The sequence below is a fragment of the Brevibacillus fulvus genome (assembly GCF_016908525.1).
Taxonomy (GTDB): domain Bacteria; phylum Bacillota; class Bacilli; order Brevibacillales; family Brevibacillaceae; genus Brevibacillus_G; species Brevibacillus_G fulvus.
Window position 1 is genome coordinate 221,726 of the sequence record NZ_JAFBEB010000001.1, and the last position, 17,946, is coordinate 239,671.

The 17,946-nt window shown below is 49.8% G+C and carries 18 protein-coding genes; all 18 read left to right on the plus strand.

Annotated features, from left to right (window positions below):
• Positions 1-14 precede the first annotated feature (14 nt).
• Entirely contained in the window at positions 15-680 is a 666-nt protein-coding gene (gene spoVAEA, locus JOD01_RS01180) for a stage V sporulation protein SpoVABEA (RefSeq protein WP_204516382.1), read from the plus strand.
• Positions 583-2,055, plus strand: coding sequence for a spore germination protein (locus tag JOD01_RS01185; protein ID WP_204516383.1), 1,473 nt, complete (start codon positions 583-585; stop codon positions 2,053-2,055). The genes spoVAEA and JOD01_RS01185 overlap by 98 nt, the downstream gene beginning before the upstream one ends.
• A 193-nt stretch (positions 2,056-2,248) precedes the next feature.
• Entirely contained in the window at positions 2,249-3,571 is a 1,323-nt protein-coding gene (lysA, locus tag JOD01_RS01190) for a diaminopimelate decarboxylase (protein WP_204516384.1), read from the plus strand.
• Between the two features lie 153 nt (positions 3,572-3,724).
• Entirely contained in the window at positions 3,725-4,159 is a 435-nt protein-coding gene (locus tag JOD01_RS01195; protein WP_204516385.1) for a peptidylprolyl isomerase, read from the plus strand.
• A 293-nt stretch (positions 4,160-4,452) separates the two neighbouring features.
• Entirely contained in the window at positions 4,453-6,774 is a 2,322-nt protein-coding gene (locus tag JOD01_RS01200) for a ribonucleoside-diphosphate reductase subunit alpha (RefSeq protein WP_204516386.1), read from the plus strand.
• Between the two features lie 17 nt (positions 6,775-6,791).
• Complete coding sequence (locus tag JOD01_RS01205) at positions 6,792-7,817, plus strand: ribonucleotide-diphosphate reductase subunit beta (protein WP_239565109.1); 1,026 nt, start codon at positions 6,792-6,794, stop codon at positions 7,815-7,817.
• Positions 7,807-8,214, plus strand: a complete 408-nt coding sequence (locus tag JOD01_RS01210; protein ID WP_204516387.1) for a flavodoxin family protein — start codon at positions 7,807-7,809, stop codon at positions 8,212-8,214. Before JOD01_RS01205 ends, JOD01_RS01210 begins: the two co-directional genes overlap by 11 nt.
• A 126-nt stretch (positions 8,215-8,340) precedes the next feature.
• Complete coding sequence (locus tag JOD01_RS01215; RefSeq protein WP_204516388.1) at positions 8,341-9,015, plus strand: site-2 protease family protein; 675 nt, start codon at positions 8,341-8,343, stop codon at positions 9,013-9,015.
• A gap of 31 nt (positions 9,016-9,046) precedes the next feature.
• Positions 9,047-9,811 (plus strand): segregation/condensation protein A, encoded by a 765-nt coding sequence (locus tag JOD01_RS01220; RefSeq protein ID WP_204516389.1) that lies wholly within the window; start codon positions 9,047-9,049, stop codon positions 9,809-9,811.
• Positions 9,801-10,397 (plus strand): SMC-Scp complex subunit ScpB, encoded by a 597-nt coding sequence (scpB, locus tag JOD01_RS01225; RefSeq protein WP_204516390.1) that lies wholly within the window; start codon positions 9,801-9,803, stop codon positions 10,395-10,397. Before JOD01_RS01220 ends, scpB begins: the two co-directional genes overlap by 11 nt.
• 73 nt (positions 10,398-10,470) lie before the next feature.
• Positions 10,471-11,652 carry a D-alanyl-D-alanine carboxypeptidase family protein gene (locus JOD01_RS01230; RefSeq protein WP_204516391.1) on the plus strand — a complete coding sequence of 394 codons (1,182 nt, stop codon included), beginning with the start codon at positions 10,471-10,473 and terminating at the stop codon, positions 11,650-11,652.
• On the plus strand, positions 11,645-12,235 hold the full coding sequence (locus tag JOD01_RS01235; protein ID WP_204516392.1) for a nucleoside recognition domain-containing protein: 591 nt from the start codon (positions 11,645-11,647) through the stop codon (positions 12,233-12,235). The genes JOD01_RS01230 and JOD01_RS01235 overlap by 8 nt, the downstream gene beginning before the upstream one ends.
• A 10-nt stretch (positions 12,236-12,245) precedes the next feature.
• A complete protein-coding gene (locus JOD01_RS01240; RefSeq protein WP_204516393.1) occupies positions 12,246-12,779 on the plus strand; it encodes a spore maturation protein in 534 nt (177 codons plus the stop codon).
• Positions 12,780-12,872: 93 nt separating this feature from the next.
• The gene (locus JOD01_RS01245; RefSeq protein WP_204516815.1) at positions 12,873-13,601 is read left to right on the plus strand and encodes a pseudouridine synthase; all 729 of its coding nucleotides are present in this window, start codon (positions 12,873-12,875) and stop codon (positions 13,599-13,601) included.
• A gap of 110 nt (positions 13,602-13,711) precedes the next feature.
• Positions 13,712-14,236 carry a thiol-disulfide oxidoreductase ResA gene (gene resA / locus JOD01_RS01250; RefSeq protein WP_204516394.1) on the plus strand — a complete coding sequence of 175 codons (525 nt, stop codon included), beginning with the start codon at positions 13,712-13,714 and terminating at the stop codon, positions 14,234-14,236.
• Positions 14,237-14,249: 13 nt separating this feature from the next.
• The gene (gene resB / locus JOD01_RS01255) at positions 14,250-15,881 is read left to right on the plus strand and encodes a cytochrome c biogenesis protein ResB (RefSeq protein ID WP_204516395.1); all 1,632 of its coding nucleotides are present in this window, start codon (positions 14,250-14,252) and stop codon (positions 15,879-15,881) included.
• 23 nt (positions 15,882-15,904) lie between these two features.
• Positions 15,905-17,134: a c-type cytochrome biogenesis protein CcsB gene (gene ccsB, locus JOD01_RS01260; protein ID WP_239565110.1), complete on the plus strand. Its 1,230-nt coding sequence runs from the start codon at positions 15,905-15,907 to the stop codon at positions 17,132-17,134.
• 94 nt (positions 17,135-17,228) lie between these two features.
• Complete coding sequence (locus JOD01_RS01265; protein WP_204516396.1) at positions 17,229-17,945, plus strand: response regulator transcription factor; 717 nt, start codon at positions 17,229-17,231, stop codon at positions 17,943-17,945.
• The last annotated feature ends 1 nt before the right edge of the window (position 17,946 follow it).

Below are 17,946 nucleotides of genomic sequence, written 5' to 3' on the forward strand. Positions count from 1 at the left end.
GGGGTGATGGGCTGATGAACGGGAAACGCCGAAAAATCGTAATCATTACCGATGGAGACTACATCGCCCAAAAAGCAGTGGAATCAGTAGCGAGGCAAGTAGGCGGCCGTTGCATCTCGTTGTCAGCAGGCAATCCGACGCCGTTGACGGGAGAGCAAATGGTGGAATTGATCAAAATGGCGGCCAATGATCCTGTGCTGGTCATGTTTGACGATAATGGCAACTACGGACGAGGACGGGGCGAGCAGGCGATCGAATATGTGATCCGTCATCCTGACATCGAAGTGCTGGGTGCGATTGCAGTTGCTTCCAATACAAAGTGGGTCAGCGGAATTCAAGTGCCGGTCTCCATCGACAATCATGGCAATATCATTGAGGATGCGGTGGATAAGGATGGATATCGCGACAAAACGCTGGAGAGCCGCATTTACGGCGATACGGTGGATATTCTGCAGGCCGCCAACATTCCCCATGTGATCGGCATCGGCGATATCGGGAAGATGGAGGGGCGCGACAGCCTGCGGTTTGGTTGTCCCATTACCCTGAAGGCGGTCAAATGGATTTTGGAAAGGAGTGGGTGGTATGGCAACCGGGACAACAGGGAAGCTGCCGATCTCGGAACAGGCGGAGCAGAACAAGGAGCAATTGAACAGCAAGCTGGGCGTGGGAGTCACCTTTGACGTAGCCCAGCATGAGTTTAACATTGGCCAAAAGAAAATCTTTCTCTATTACATAAACGGCTTTGCCGACAATGCGTTGGTCACCCAGATCTTGCGCGACTTGAATAATTTGCAAGAGCAGGATATGCAAAGCAATGTCTACGAAAAGTTGTATCATCAATATATTCCCTTCTTCCAACTGGCCACGGTCAAACTGATCGATGAATTTATTGACAAGCTGTTGGTCGGCCAGGTTGGCTTGATTATTGACGGGGAAAGCAAAGCCATTATTATGGACGCGAAGACGTACCCCGGCCGTCAGCCGGAAGAGCCGGATACGGAACGGGTCGTTCGCGGAGCGCATGATGGCTTTACGGAAACATTGGTCATAAATACAGCGCTAACCCGCCGCAGAATCCGCGATGAACGATTGCGCTTTGAAGTTCTCCAAATCGGGAGCCGATCCAAAACAGACGTCGCGATTGCCTATTTGGACCAGGTTGCCAATCCCCGGCTGATCGAGACGATCAAAGACAAATTGAAAAGCGTGCAAATCGATGGAGTTCCGATGGCGGAAAAAACGGTAGAGGAGTTTATTTTGGGCCATTCGTTAAACCCGTTTCCGCTCGTGCGTTATACGGAGCGTCCTGACGTTGCCGCCATTCACCTGTTGGAAGGCCATGTGCTGGTCTATGTAGATACGTCGCCGAGCGTGATGATTACGCCCACCACCTATTTCCACCATGTTCAGCATGCGGAGGAGTATCGGCAAAGACCGGTGGTCGGGGCATATCTGCGCTGGGTGCGGTTTTTCGGGATTTTGGCTTCGATATTTTTGCTGCCGCTCTGGCTGCTGCTGGCGCAAAATCCGCACTATATTCCGGAAGCACTGGACTTCATCGGGATCAAGAAAATGGGGAAAGTGCCGCTGGTCGCCCAGTTCTTGTTTGCGGAAGTCGGTCTTGACTTGATGCGGATGGCGGCGATTCATACGCCTACGCCATTGGCGACGGCAATGGGCTTGATTGCCGCGATTTTGATCGGAGAAGTGGCCATTAACGTCGGGTTATTTTCGCCGGAAGTGATACTCTATCTGGCAATCGCCGCAATCGGAACGTTTGCAACGCCAAGCTATGAATTAAGTTTGGCGAACCGCCTCGTCCGCATTTTCCTGGTGATCATGGTCGGGCTCTTTTCCGTGCCGGGATTTGTCGTCGGGATTTTCCTTGTCCTGCTGACGCTGGCATTGACGCGTTCGTTGGATACACCGTACTTGTGGCCGCTTATTCCTTTCGACGGCAAAGCGCTAAAGGGGATTCTCGTCAGGTTGGCGGTGCCGATCGGGAACAGCAAGCGTCCGGCGATTGTCAAGTCGCGTAATCCCTATCGGGAATAAGCACAGTAGGAAAACAATCCATTGTCAACATTTCGCGGACTATGATATAGTTAGGGCACACTGCTTTACTTGGTTAAATACATCGCAACTGGCGTGACACGCGTCAGTTGTTTTTCTATAGGAAGGGCATGCCAGGCCAAGCGTTGAGCGAGCATAGCGGATGTGTGAGTTGAGGATGGGGAGGACAACAACAATGTATTTGCATGGTACGAGTCGAATCAATGAAAAAGGACATTTGGAAATAGGCGGTTGCGATAGCGTCTCCCTTGCGGAGCAGTTTGGCACCCCGCTTTATGTCTATGATGAGGCGTTAGTACGGGAGAAATGCCGCGCTTTTGTACAGGCTTTTCAAGCTTCCGGGCTGGCCTTTCAGGTAGCTTATGCCAGCAAAGCGTTTTGTACAATGGCGATGTGCAAACTGGTCGAGGAAGAAGGCCTTTCGTTGGATGTCGTCTCTGGCGGCGAACTGTACACAGCTTTGCAGGCAGGTTTCCCGGCGGAGCGGATTCACTTCCACGGCAACAACAAATCACCGGAAGAAATCGTGATGGCGCTCGACGCCGCCATCGGCTGTTTCGTCGTGGACAATTTTTATGAATTGGCACTGCTGAACGAATTGGCCGGAGAACGGGGCAAACAGGTAAAAATTTTATTGCGGGTGACACCCGGCGTTGAAGCCCATACTCACGAATATATTTCCACGGGGCAGCAAGACTCAAAATTTGGATTTGACGTGCAGAGTGGCCAGGCATTACAGGCGGTTCAGCATGCTTTGGACAGCGAATCGCTCCGGCTGCTTGGGCTGCACAGCCATATAGGCTCGCAAATTTTCGAAACAGAAGGATTTGTGATTGCGATCCAAAGATTGACACAGCTGCTCGCGGAAGCGAAAGAACAGTTTGGCTTCGTCTCTTCGGTGCTCAACGTTGGCGGCGGTTTCGGCATCCGCTATGTGAGCGGTGATACGCCGCTTGCCCCGCAAGTGTACGTCGAGACAATCGCGTCGACTGTGCGGAACGAGTTTGCCGACAAAGGTCTGCCATTGCCTGAATTGTGGATCGAACCGGGCCGCAGCATCGTTGGGGATGCAGGGACGACGTTGTATACGATCGGTGCTACCAAGGAAATCCCGAATGTTCGCAAATATGTGGCGGTGAACGGAGGAATGACCGACAACCTGCGTCCCGCGTTGTATCAGGCGGTTTACGAAGCGGCCGTTGCCAATCGGATGACGGAGGAAGCAGACGAACTGGTTTCCATTGCCGGAAAATGCTGTGAGTCGGGCGACATGTTGATCTGGGATGTCAAACTTCCTGCTACGCAAGCCGGCGATATCCTGGCGGTTCCCAGTACCGGCGCATACGGTTATGCGATGTCCAACAACTATAACCGGATCGCGCGTCCGGCTGTTGTATTCGTCAAGGATGGCCGGGCAGAGCTGGTCGTCAAACGGGAGAGCCTGGACGATCTGGTGCGGCAAGATATTTTGCCGCAGCGAGCACAACTGCAACGATAAGCGTGCAAACAGGTCTTTTTTGCGAAAGAGACCTGTTTTTTTATGTCGAGAAAGAGCAAAAACGGGCTTTTCCGCGCAGAACATGGTAAGATAAGAAAAGGTCTGAAAGAGGCTGACCGATTGCAAACTATGACGGAAAGGTGATTGATTCAATTGAAAAAAGGCAAAATCAAGCTGCAAAATGGCGGCGAAGTGGTGATTGAATTCTTCCCGGAAGCAGCGCCAAATACTGTCGCAAATTTTGAGAAACTGGCAAACTCCGGTTTCTATAACGGTTTAAATTTTCACAGAGTGATTCCCGGCTTCGTCGCACAGGGGGGTTGCCCTTACGGAACAGGAACCGGCGGCGCCGGATATACGATCAAATGTGAAACAGAAGGAAATCCGCACAAACACGTTGTCGGAGCGCTTTCGATGGCGCACGCCGGGAAAGATACCGGAAGCTCGCAATTTTTTATCTGCTACGATGCTTTCCCGCATCTGGATGGCGTGCATACCGTGTTTGGCCAAGTGGTCAGCGGCATGGAGTATGTGAACGACATCAAGCAAGGCGACGTGATGGAAGAAGTAACGGTTTGGGACGAGTAGTCACGAAACGGTGATGAGCTGGCTGCCCCCGGTCATCTAGGACTGGGGGCTTATTTTTTCGTGCCGTCCACAGGCTGACCGGCAAAGCGAGAAACGCGAATGACAGCAGACGGTGAAAGGGTTTTGCGAGACTCGAAATCTCTGATTTTTTGTCAGTTCGTGTGATAGACGCTTGCAAGAAGAGGTGGACGGGAGAAACAATGCTTAGTATAATTGATACTACATCTAGGCGATGACTCGGATATATTTCGATCGAAAAACTATATCTAGTAAACAGGTAGTAGGAGGAAGTTATGACGCTTGTAACGAAAAACCGCAAGTCACACATTCAAAGATCAGAATTTGACGAAAATCGGTTCAGTCGCTTTGTTGACGAGATTGTCAATGATACCGGAAAAGAATACACGGCTGAACAGATTGCAGATCTCAAGGCAAAATTAATTCGGGATATTACCAGCAAGAAAGAGGTTGAGGCTGAGAAACTGTTTGATCTTATCATCCGCGAAGCCAATGACCGGATCGACAAATACAATCCCCATTTTACTTTCCTTGCCGCATCGGCAATGAGAAGAAAACTGTACAAGCAAGCCTCCAAAGAACGTGGGTTCGACTACCGCAAAGGATATGGTGATTATTATTCTCTGGTTTATTCTTTAACCGAAAAAGGAATCTATTCCGACGACTTGATCAAAAGCTACACCAAAGAAGAACTGATTGCTGCGGGCAAGCTGATCGACAAAGACAAAGACCGCTTGTTCAGTTATGCCGGATTGTTTTTAATCAACAAAAACTATTTGGCCAAGGGGTATAATGACGAAACATTGGAACTGCCGCAAGAGCGGTTTTTGACGACCGCCTTATATTTGCTGAAGGACGAGCAGCCGGAAAAACGGTTTGAATACATAAAAGAGGCTTACTGGGCGCTCAGCAATCACTACATCGGTTTGGCCACGCCGACGCTGATGAACTCGGGAAGACCGATGGGAAGCCTGAGTTCCTGTCACATCCAAACCATTGATGACAGTTTGGTCAGCATTGCCGATGTTTGGAAGGACGCATCGATTTTCAGCCAAAACGGCAGCGGCGTCGGTTTCTACCTGGGATTGCTCCGTGCTGAAGGCAGCTGGATTCGCGGTTATAAGGGACGAGCTTCCGGGATTGTCCCGATGGCGCGAGTGCTCAATTCCATCGCCGAATACGTGGATCAGCTGGGCAGCCGGAAAGCCGGATTCGCGCTGTACTTGCCAGATTTCCACTTGGACATCATCGATTTTCTTGACCTTCGCCTGAAAACAGGCTCCCAGGAACGGCGGGCTCACTCGATTTTTACCGGGATTTGTCTGCATGACGAATTTATGCGCAGACTGAACAATCGGGACAACTGGACCTTGTTTGATCCGTATGAAGTGCGCACGAAGCTGGGCTTTGACCTGAACTTCCTGTATGACAAGAAAAAACTGCAGGATGGCGAAGAGCCGAACAAGGAAGATCATGCCTTTACGTACCACTATCGCCTCGCCGAGCGGGCTGATCTGGAGCTGTCCAAGACGGTCAAAGCGACCGACATTTATAAAAAGATTTATGAGAGTCAGAAGACATCGGGTGTTCCGTACATTTACTTCTCGGACACGTGTGCCCGCATGAATCCGAACAGCCATGCCGGCGTACCGCTTGGTTCCAATCTTTGCTCGGAGATCGTGCAAAACATGCTGCCGGATGAATATATCCAGAAAACGCTGGAAGAAGACGGCGAAGTGATCGAAATCAAAAAAGGGGAAGGACTCGTAACGTGTAACCTGAGCTCCCTCGTTCTGCATAATGTGTTCACGCAGGATGTCGATTTGCAGCGGGTCGTCGACATTCAGTTCCGCTTGCTCGACAACGTGATCGGGTTGAATCGTACGCCGGTACCGCAAGCGACTTATACGAACCAGTTGTATCGCGCTGTCGGAGCGGGTGCGCTCGGCTTGGCCACGCTGCTGGCGGAAAAAGGAATCCGTTGGGAGTCGGAGGAATCTTCCAAGTTTGTGGACGAGCTTTTTGAAAAAATCGCTTATGCCAATATCTTGGCTTCGCATAAACTGGCGCTGGAAAAAGGCAGCTATCCGTTATTTGAAGGTTCGAAATGGCATACCGGCGAGTTCTTTGAAGAAAGAGGTTACAACTCGCCTGAATGGTTGGAACTGAAGGAAAAAGTGATGAACGGCGGTTTGCGCAATTCTTACCTGAGCGCCGTTGCTCCGACCGGAAGCAACAGCATTATTATGAATGGCTCGCCTTCCCTCGATGCTTTGTACGAAGTGATTTATCAGGAAGAAAAAGTCGGGATGTCCGTGACGATGGTTCCGACCAATTTCAGCGCAAAAACGATCTGGTATTACAAATCCGCATTTGAAATGGATGAAATGTGGTCGTTGAAGATCATTTCCGCCGCGCAAAAACATGTCGATCAGTCCATTTCTCACAATTTGCATGTCCATAAAGACATCAAGGCGAGTGAATTGCTGCGCCTGCATACCGGCGCCTGGTCGATGGGAATGAAAACATTGTATTACACCTATTCGGATACGAACGCCGTAAACCGTGCCGAGAATTGCATTGCTTGTGAAGCGTAAGTAAGGAGGACTACATCTTGCAACCATTTCGCGTGTTTAATGGAAAAGTAAACAACAAGGCGACGAAAGTATTCAAAGGGGAAGCCAGCGGAATTTGCGATTGGGACGATATCAAATACCCGAGCATGCTGACCTTGAACCGGGCGATGTTCAGCAACTATTGGATCGAAGATGAAATCAGACTGAATGAAGATTTGAAACAGTACCGCCACGCATTGAGCGAAGACGAAAGATACGTCTACAACGTTTCTACCGGTATGCTTACCCAGCTGGATTCGGTGGCCAATCGGTTCAATTTCTTGTTGGGCTACTACTGCACCGATCCGAGCGTGGCAGCCAACATTCAGCTCATTGGCGCGTTCGAAGGATTGCATGCCCGTTCGTATCAATATTTGACCGCGACCATGCTGGATTCCAATGAAAAGAAACAGGCATTTAATGCTCCCAAGGAAATTCCGTTGCTGGTTGAGCGAAATCAAAGCATTTTCGAACGCATCCAAACCTATGTTGATGACCCAGACAGTCTGGACAAAATGTACGATGCGTTGCTGGCCTACCTGGTGCTGGAAGGGATTTATTTCACCGGCACGTTTGCTTACTTTCATTCGCTGGCGCGCAGCAACCGGATGATCGGCTCCAACAACATGATCAATTTGATTAAAACGGACGAGACGCAGCACTCGGTCTTCTATGGCGAGTTGATGCAAATCTTGATGTTGGAAAATCCGGAATTGAATACGCAGGAACGGTTGGAACGCTCGCTCGCCTTTATCAAAGCGTGTGTAGAAAAAGAAAAAACCTGGGCTGAATTTTTGTTTAAAGATATTGAAACCCTCTCGCTTGATGAGTATAAGGATTATGTGGAATATTTGACCAATCTGGTTTGCCGCAACTCCGGCATGCCTGAGCCATATCCTGACAATCAGGAGTTGAAATCCAAATGGATTCTCACGTATGGCAGCAAACAGGGGACGAAAGCCGATTTCTTCCAGACCAATGTGATCAACTACAGTCATGAAAGCGGTGATGGCTTTGACCTCTAAAGCCGTTTTCTATTATTCGATGACCGGCAATACCAAAGCGCTCATCGAGAGCTGTGATACGACCGGTTACGCTGTCTTTGATCTCTATGAGATGGCGCTGCAAGAAGTAGACTTTCGCCCTTATCAGACGATTTTGTTGGGGACGTCAACCATCGGGGACGGTTTTCCCCATGATATTTTTAAAAAGCTGACGGCGCAGCTCGCCGGCATGAATCGGAAGCGGATTGGACTGTTTGGCAGCGGGAATTCCATTTATCCCCGCTATTGCGGTGCTTTGGATATTTTAGAGGACTTTTTGCGGACGAGAAATGAAATTCTGTTCAAATTCAAATTTGAAGGATATCCCAAGCGGCAAGTGATGGAACAATTTCAGCAGTTACTTAGGGACATATCCTGAGTAGAGGCAAGAGCCATTTGCTAGCAAGTGGCTCTTGCTTTTTTGCGAACGGACGGACTTGTACTTGTAACCATGTAGCGCTGCTGTTATGCTAAAAGATAACGATGTTTGAGGAAGGAGGCTTACATGGATTTCTCCGGTTTGTTTAATTTTGACTGGAAAAGCGTACCATTTCGTTTGATCGCGTTTGTCATTGCCTTCTCGCTCCACGAATGGGCACACGCCTATGTCGCCTGGAAGCTGGGAGACGATACGGCCAAAAGGGAAGGGCGATTAACCGTTAACCCGCTCCCGCATATTGACCCGTTCGGGCTGATCTTGATTTTGTTTGGTCCGTTTGGCTGGGCGCGGCCAGTGCCGGTAAATCCGCTCAACTTTCGCGGAAACAAGCGAAAAGGAATGGTTTTGGTAGCGGCGGCAGGACCGTTTGTCAATTTGGTGTTGGCGCTCTTGTTTACCGTTCTCTACGGATTCTTCATGCTGTCGGGTTCATTGACCGGACTTTCCGATAAAGCTGTGTATGCCATTCACGTAACGCTGATCTCGTCGATCTCGATTAATTGCGGGTTGGTCGTGTTTAACCTTTTGCCGATACCGCCGCTGGATGGCTCGAAAATTTTTCGCTTTTTGGCTCCCCCCAGGTGGGATGGATTTTTTTACAAACTAGAACTGTATGGTCCGTGGGCATTGCTTCTGCTGATTTTCATTCCAGCCTTGCAGGGCGTTCTTTACTACCCGTTGTACTGGTTGAGCAGTGGTGTCACCTATGTGGCCAATCTGATTCTGGCGCTGTTTTTTTAATGTTCTCCGGAAGTAGAAGAGGCGGGATAGTGTGTCATACAGTATTAAGCTTGAATCATTTGAAGGGCCGCTCGATTTGCTGCTGCATTTGATCGACAAGGCCGAGGTAGATATATACGATATACCGATCGCGGAAATTACCGAGCAGTATTTGTCGACGATTGATACGATGCACGCCTTGCAGCTGGATGTGGCCAGCGAGTTTGTCGTGATGGCGGCTACCCTCTTATCGATCAAAAGCAAAATGCTTCTGCCGAAAAAGGAAGAGCACGTTTTCCAGCCGCTGTTTGAGATGGATGTGGAAGAAGTCGATCCCCGCGAGGAATTGGTGCAGCGTCTGCTGGAATATAAACGCTACAAGCAGCTGGCGGAACAACTGCGCGAAATGGAGATCGGACGCAGTCAAGTATATACGCGTCCGCCGGAAGATTTGACACCGTTTATCAAGGAAGAAGAGAAGACGATACAGGATGTCACCTTATACGATCTGCTCAGCGCATTAGAGAAAATGGTGCAGCGGATCAAGACAAAAGAACCGCTGACCAAAGTCTCCCGCGATGAGATCTCGATCAAAGACCGGATGCGCGAGATCAGGGAGATGTTGAGGGCAGGCGGGGGAATGGTGCGATTTTCCCAATTGTTTGCCGTTTCCGCCAGCCGGACCGAAATCGTCACTACTTTTTTGGCGCTGCTCGAATTAATGAAAGCCAAACAGGTGACCTGTATCCAAAATCAACTGTTCCAGGACATTTTAATCAGCGGAAATTCGCAGAGGGGGCAGGATGATGGACTTTGATCGAATCAAAAGTGTCATTGAAGGTTTGTTGTTCATTTCAGGTGATGAGGGAATCGAAGCGAAACAAATTGCGGAAATAGTCGAATTGAGCGAAGAAACGGTAATCGATTTGCTGGAAGACATGAAAGCCGACTTTCGCCGCTCAGGCAGAGGAATCCAGATTGTCGAGGTGGCGAAAGCTTATCAGTTGACCACGCTTCCCGAACATGTGCCTTATTTTGAAAAACTGGCATCATCACCCAGTCACTCCACACTTTCGCAGGCAGCGTTGGAAACATTGGCGATCATTGCGTACAAGCAGCCGATTACCCGTTCGGAGATCGAGGAAATCCGCGGCGTCAAATGTGAAAAAGCGTTGAATACGTTACTTTCCAAACAGTTGATTCACGAAGCCGGACGAGCAGAGGGAATCGGACGTCCGATTTTATACGAGACGACCAAAGAATTCCTCGAACATTTCGGCTTGCGCGAACTTGGCGATTTGCCAGACCCGCCGATCCATTTCAATCTGGAAGAGGCGCATGAAGAGGTTTCGGCGCTTTTTGCCAAAAAAGAAGCAGAGTCAAACGAGGAGTTGCCCAACTAGATTCCGGTACTATCAGATGTCTCGTCCCCATATACTTGTACAGACACGGGAAAAAGTGTATGGGGAGGACATTATGAAGCACTGGAAAAAAGTTGTCGGCGTACTCGTCGTTTTTCTTTTTCTGCAAGTATTATTGGGGCCGCTGCAACCGACCTCCGCCGCCGCTCGTCCGCCGCAGATTTCCGCAGAAGCCGCAGCCTTGATCGATGTGGCCTCCGGGCGGATCTTGTATGCCAAAAATGGTGATAAAAAAATGCGGATTGCCAGCCTGACCAAAACGATGACCGCCATTGTGGCCATCGAGTCCGCCAATCTGCAGGACGTTGTCACCATTCCGGATGAAGCTGTCGGTGTGGAAGGATCGTCGATCTATTTGCAAAAAGGGGAGCGGTTGACGCTGGAGGAGCTGCTGTACGGGCTGATGCTTCGTTCCGGTAATGACGCAGCCGTGGCCATCGCGATTCATGTGGGCGGTTCCGTACCCGGATTTGTCCACATGATGAACGAAAAAGCAGCGCTGATCGGGATGACCCGGACGAATTTTACAAATCCGCACGGTCTCGACGACAGCAATATGCATTATTCCACGGCCAACGATATGGTCAAATTGTCCGCATACGCGTTGAAAAATCCGACTTTCAAAAAAATTGTTTCGACCAAGACGAAAAACATCTCCTGGGAAGGACAGCAATGGGACAGACGATTGCAAAACAAGAACAAGATGCTCCACCTGTATAAAGGTGCTGACGGGGTGAAGACCGGCTATACGAAACTGGCCAGACGCTGTCTCGCTTCCTCAGCGACCCGGGATGGCCGCCAGTTAGCGACGATTACTCTGAATGCGCCGGATGATTGGAACGATTCTGCTGCCTTGCTGGACTACGGATTCGCGGCGTTTCAGCCGACGGAATTGATCGGCAAAGGGGAGACGATCAATCCGGAGGGCAATTTGAGGATTGAAGACGAGAATTTGACCTATGTAACGGAAAACTCATTTTCTTTCCCGTTGCAAGCGGGAGAAAAAGATAAAATTCATACGAAACTTAATCTGTTTCACTCGACGCTCAACAGAGAATTGCTTGGCGAACATGTCGGCTATTTGCAAATTTATTTGAACGATCGGGTAATCGGACAAATTCCGTTAACTGTACGGGAAGCGGTGCCGACGCTCAAAACCCAGGAGACGGTCACACAATACGAATCGTTCTGGACCCAGGTGTGGCAATTGATGCTGGGAGGGGTGCTCGGTGCTTAACCTGATCTGGCTGTTCCTCATCGTCTCCAGCATTGTCGTCGCCGCCATCAACGGCAGAATGGAACTGATCAATCAGGCGGTTTTTGAAGGAGCGAAAAACGGCGTAACCGTTTGCTTTGGTTTGTTCAGCGTGATCGCCTTTTGGATGGGCCTGATGCGGATTGCCGAAAAGGCCGGTCTGTTGCAATTGCTGGCCAAAGCTTTGACGCCAATCGTCGGCTGGATTTTCCCCGATGTGCCAAAAGGGCATCCTGCTATCGGCTATATCCTGTCCAATATAAGCGCCAACCTGCTCGGATTGGGGAATGCCGCGACACCGATGGGTTTAAAAGCGATGGAAGAACTGCAGAAATTGAATCCTGACAAGCAAGCGGCATCTCCGGCGATGTGCACGTTGTTGGCGATCAATACGGCAAGTATTACGCTGATCCCGACCACGATGATTGCCATCCGCATGCAGTACGGATCAGCCAACTCGGTCGAAATTGTCGGAACAACGCTGGTTTCCTCTTTTGCCGCCACTTTTTTTGCCTTGCTGCTTGATCGCTGGTACCGAATTCGCTCGCGTCAGCTGCGCAAATAGGAGGGATCTCATGTACCAATGGGTATCGCTAGTTTCACTTTGGGCCATCCCGGTCATGATCTCCTTCATTCTGGTCTATGGCTGGCAAAAGAAAGTTCCGGTATACGAGACGTTCATCGAAGGGGCAAAAGGCGGACTGGGGACAACGATCAAGATTCTGCCCCATCTGATCGCGATGATGGTGGCAATTACCTTGTTTCGTGAGTCGGGCGCGCTCGACCTGCTGCTGCAGATCCTTGAGCCTTTGCTGCGGGCGTTGCACATCCCGAAAGAAATCGTCCCGCTGGCTTTGCTGCGTCCATTGTCGGGCACAGGTTCCCTGGCGATCGCAACCGATCTGATCGCGCAATACGGCCCCGATTCGCTGATCGGCAGATTGGCTTCGACAATCCAAGGCAGCACGGACACTACTTTGTATGTGCTGACCGTCTATTTTGGTGCGGTTGGCATCCGCAATGGAGCTTACGCATTGAAGGTCGGACTTTGGTCTGACCTGGCTGGAATTGTGTTTTCGGTAATCGTCGTTTATCTGATCTTTGGGTGAAAAAACTTCTCCGCAGCGAGAAGTTTTTTGCTTTTAGTTGTCCACACTAATAGAAATAGGTATGATGGTGAAGAGGTGAAACGGATGGAACGTTTGGAACGTTTGCAGAAGGTACTCGCTCAGGCAGGAATCGCCTCTCGCCGGCACAGTGAAGAGTTGATCTTGCAGGGCAGAGTATCGGTCAATGGACAAATTGTCCGCGAATTGGGAACAAAGGTTGATCCCGAAAAAGATCGGATCGAAGTAGATCGGCAACCGATTCGAAAAGAGCAGCATCTGTACCTGCTTTTACATAAACCGACCGGAGTGATCACCAGTCTCCATGATCCGCAAGGCCGCCGGATTGTGACGGATTTGCTCAGCGGAATTGAGGAGCGGGTGTATCCGGTCGGCCGGCTGGATTATGATACATCCGGGTTGTTGCTGCTGACGAACGATGGGGAGTTGGCCAACAAACTGGCTCACCCCTCCTATGAGATTGACAAGGTGTATCGGGCGTGGGTGAAAGGAATTCCCGACAGCCGGCAACTATTGAAACTCCAGCGCGGCATTGCCTTGGAAGACGGCATGACAGCGCCGGCGAAAGCAAAACTATTGGAGGCCGATGCCCAAAAAAACCGGGCGCTGATCGAACTGACGATTCATGAAGGACGGAATCGGCAAGTCCGGCGGATGTGTGAGGCGATCGGTCATCCTGTGCTGGAGTTAAGCAGAATACGCTTGGGCTTTCTCACGCTTGACGGGATCAAGCCAGGTGCCTATCGCCATTTGACCGCAGCGGAAGTGGACAAGCTGAAAAAACAGTTGATCGGCCAACAATAATTGGCATAAAAGAGCAGATCGTTCAAAATCTGTTCAAATTCTCTCTGCAGGTGAGAAAACTGGAACGTTATAATAGGAATCGGATATAGAAAAGATAGGGGATTAAAGAGATGGACAAGAAAAACCGCACCTATATTCGGATTATTATCCTCGGCGTCTTGCTGGTCGCTTTGATTTTCGCGATTTACTCCAGTGTGGTAAAAGATCCCGGGGTTGTGAAGGCGGGTGATGAAGCGCCGAATTTTAGTTTGCAACAATTAAACGGTTCGAATGTGAAGCTGACAGACTTGCGGGGAAAAGGGGTCGTACTCAATTTCTGGGGAACATGGTGTGAACCTTGCAAAACCGAAATGCCTGCTTTGCAGAAGCAATATGAAGCATTGAAGGATAAAGGGCTGGTTGTCGTTGGCGTGAATATCGGCGAGACGGAAGTGGCCGTTGATCCGTTTGTAAAATCGCTTGGGGTTCAATTTCCGATCTTGATGGATCGCAAATCGGATGTAACCAAATTGTATAAAATTGGGCAAATCCCGGCTTCCTACTTCATTGACGAGGACGGGGTCGTTCGGGATATTTTTGTCGGGCAAATGTCAGAGGAGTTTATTGCAGACAAAGTGGCAAAAATCCTACCTTGAGAGAGGAGACAGCATGGACGATCGTAAGTGTGAATGTGGTCATACCAACCCTGTCGGCACGATGCTGTGCGAGTCCTGCGGCAAACCGCTGGACAGCCGTCAACAGCTGACAGCGGAAACGGCAAAAGAATTTCCCGACATGCGTTATGAGGGAATGGCGCGTCGTTCGCAAACGTATTCCAAAACGGTTATTGATAAAATCTGGAACTTCTTTTCTTCCGTAAAAATCGCTATTTATTTGATCATCATTACGTTAATTGCTTCGGCCGTAGGGACGATTTTTCCCCAGCAACAATACATCCCGGTACCGGTTTATACCGAACCGGAAATCGAAAACTTCTACACCAGCACGTATGGAACGTTGGGGAAAATTTACTATTTGTTAGGCTTTCACAACCTCTACTCTTCCTGGTGGTTTGTCACGCTCTTGGTGATGATCGGAACATCGCTGGTCATCTGCAGTCTCGACCGGATCATTCCGTTGTATAAAGCGTTGAACAAGCCGCGACTCAACCAGCATGAATCGTTTCTGAAAGGTCAGAAGATCTACGGAAGCATGGAGCTGCAGGAGGACAAGCACGATTTGTTTCCGCGAGCTGCCGAAGAATTGAAGAAGAAGGGCTACCGCATTTATCAGGAAGGGAATTCTCTGATGGGCGAAAAAGCCCGGTTCAGCAGGTGGGGCCCTTATGTCAACCACATCGGCCTGATTATTTTCCTGCTCGGCGTACTTCTGCGCAATTTGCCCGGGTTCTATATGAACGAGTATGTGTGGGTAAGGGAAGGACAGACCGTGGCGATCAGCGGAACGCCGTATTATATCAAAAACGAGCAGTATACCACGGAATATTGGAAAGAAGACGAAATGCCGGAGAAGCTTGACTTGCAGGGCGGCGTCATTCCGAAAAGCTATCAAACCGATGCGGTGTTGTATGTGAACAAAAACAAGAGTTTGCCGGGAGCCGAGCCCGATTTGCAGGAAGTAGCCAGGGGACCGATCGTGGTCAACCATCCGTTGGAATACGAAGACTTGCTGGTCTATCAGTCGGGTGTGCAAGAAATGCAACTGGGAGCATTGAACTTTCAGCTGATCGATACGAAAGCGGGCAATACCCCGGTCGGGTCCGTCAAACTTGATCTGTTTGAGACAAAACCGGAACAACAGGTAGCCGACGGGATAAAAGTGAGGGTCCTCGATTATTATCCTGACTTTTTCCTTGATGCTTCCGGGAAACCGGCAACGAAGACGAATGTGCCGAACAATCCGATGTTCGCGCTGGAAATTACCTCGGACAAAGAGCCAGTCAAAGAGAAACTGGTCTATTTGCGAGGCTCGATCATTACCGAAAAACAAGATCAGCGTTACACACTGCAGATCGTCAAGCCGGACCTGATCGATATTTCCGGTTTGCTCGTCCGCAAAGACAAAGCGATGCCGATCATTTATTTCGGGGCGTTTATTGTCATTCTCGGCTTGGTCATGGGCTTTTATTGGCAGCACCGTCGCATTTGGCTGCAACGCAATGGAGATACGCTTCATTTAGCCGCGCATACCAATAAAAACTGGTTCGGAATTCGCAAGGAAGTGGATCATCTCGTCGAGAAACTGGAATTGGTAATGCTGATTGAACAAAAGAAAAAATGAGGCTGTAAGGAGGGAACAGGCGCTTGGACGTTATACAACTCAGCGATTGGCTGTTAAATATCGCATTTCTTCTTTATGTTTTTTCAACAATCATGTTTGTGTTGGCGCTAACCGGAAAAAGATGGGGAAAACGCAGCCCGCAGGAACACGAAGAGCGGTTCGGGAAAATTGCCTATTATATCGCCGTTGTCGGATTTCTGGCACAGGCTTGTTATATTGTCACCCGCTGGATTGCCGCGGGGCGCAGCCCGACCAGCAACATGTTCGAATTTATGGCCTTTATGGATTTCTGTATTATTCTCGCCTATTTGGTCATTTACCGGATTTACCGTTTGACCGTGCTGGGGGCATTTGTCATCCCGTTGGGCATCATTATGCTCGCTTATGCGTACGTCTTCCCGCAAGAAGTAACACCATTGATTCCTTCCTTGCAAAGCTACTGGTTAAAAATTCACGTGACTACCGCAGCTTTGGGTGAAGGGATTTTGGCGGTCGGTTTCGCCGCCGGCCTGATGTATCTCGTACGGACGATCAATCAGGAGCGGCGCAGCAAAAGCACTACCTGGCTGGAAATCGTGCTGGCTGTCGTGCTGATGCTGATCGGCTTTATTGTGATGGATACCAGCTTTGCCCACAGCAACCAAAAAACCGTTTTTGAGTTGCCGACGCAAGCGCAAAATAATATGGGTCAAATGGTGAATCAACAGGTTGTTTACACGATGCCGGCAATCGTGGCCCCAAAAGATGCCAAACTGATTCAGGCCGGGCCGATGCAGCCGTTGTTCGAGGCACCAGGCTGGATGCAGGGAAAAGATGCCGCTCGCAAACTCAATACGATGATTTGGTCGATTTTGTCTGGATTGATTTTGTACGGCGTGTTGCGGTTGCTGTTGCGCAAACGGATTGGTGCCGCTTTGCAGCCGTCCCTGAGCAATGTCGATCCGGAGTTGATTGACGAAATTAGCTACCGGGCCATTGCCATCGGCTACCCGGTCTTTACGCTCGGCGCGCTCGTATTCGCGATGATCTGGGCTTCCGAAGCGTGGGGCAGATTTTGGGGCTGGGACCCGAAAGAAACGTGGGCCTTAATCGTCTGGCTCTTTTACAGCGCTTATTTGCACCTCCGTCTCTCCCGCGGGTGGGTCGGGACCAAATCGGCCTGGATGTCGGTGATTGGCTTTGTGATCATCTTGATCACATTGGTAGTTGTGAATTTGGTCATTGTTGGTTTACACTCATATGCAGGAGTATAGATGAAAAAGCTGGCTGAACCCCAGCTTTTTGGTCTATCATTGCGTTGATCAAAAGGGAAGTGTTTTACGAAGTTGTACAAATAGGGGTGTAAGTATGGATACTGCCGTTCGTATTTTAGTTGTTGATGACGAGGAAAGAATTCGCCGTTTGCTGAAAATGTATCTCGAGCGGGAAAATTACGTGATCGATGAAGCCGAGCAGGGCGAGCAAGCATTGGAAATGGCGCTGTCGTCCGATTACGATATCATTTTGCTCGATTTGATGCTTCCTGGCATGGATGGTATCGAAGTATGCCAACGGATTCGTGAGCAAAAAGCAACGCCGATTATCATGCTGACGGCAAAAGGGGAAGAAACCAGCCGCGTGCATGGCTTTGAGGCCGGTGTGGATGATTATGTCGTCAAGCCGTTCAGCCCGCGCGAGGTCGTTTTCCGGGTAAAAGCGATTTTGCGGCGATCTTCGGCTACTGCCTATTTGAAAACAGAGCCGGTGCCGAGTCATTCCATTCTCGTTTTCCCGGAATTGACGATTGACCATGATGCCCATAAAGTAACGGCAAGCGGTCAGGAAGTCAGCTTAACACCCAAGGAATATGAACTGTTGCATTATTTGGCGCTCTCTCCGGAGAAAGTGTTTACCCGGGAGGAATTACTGAAAGATGTGTGGCACTACGATTTCTTCGGTGATCTGCGAACTGTCGATACACATATCAAGCGCTTGCGGGAAAAACTGAACAAAGTGTCTCCGCAAGCGGCGGCGATGATTTCGACGGTATGGGGCGTCGGTTACAAGCTAGAGGTGCCAAAATAGC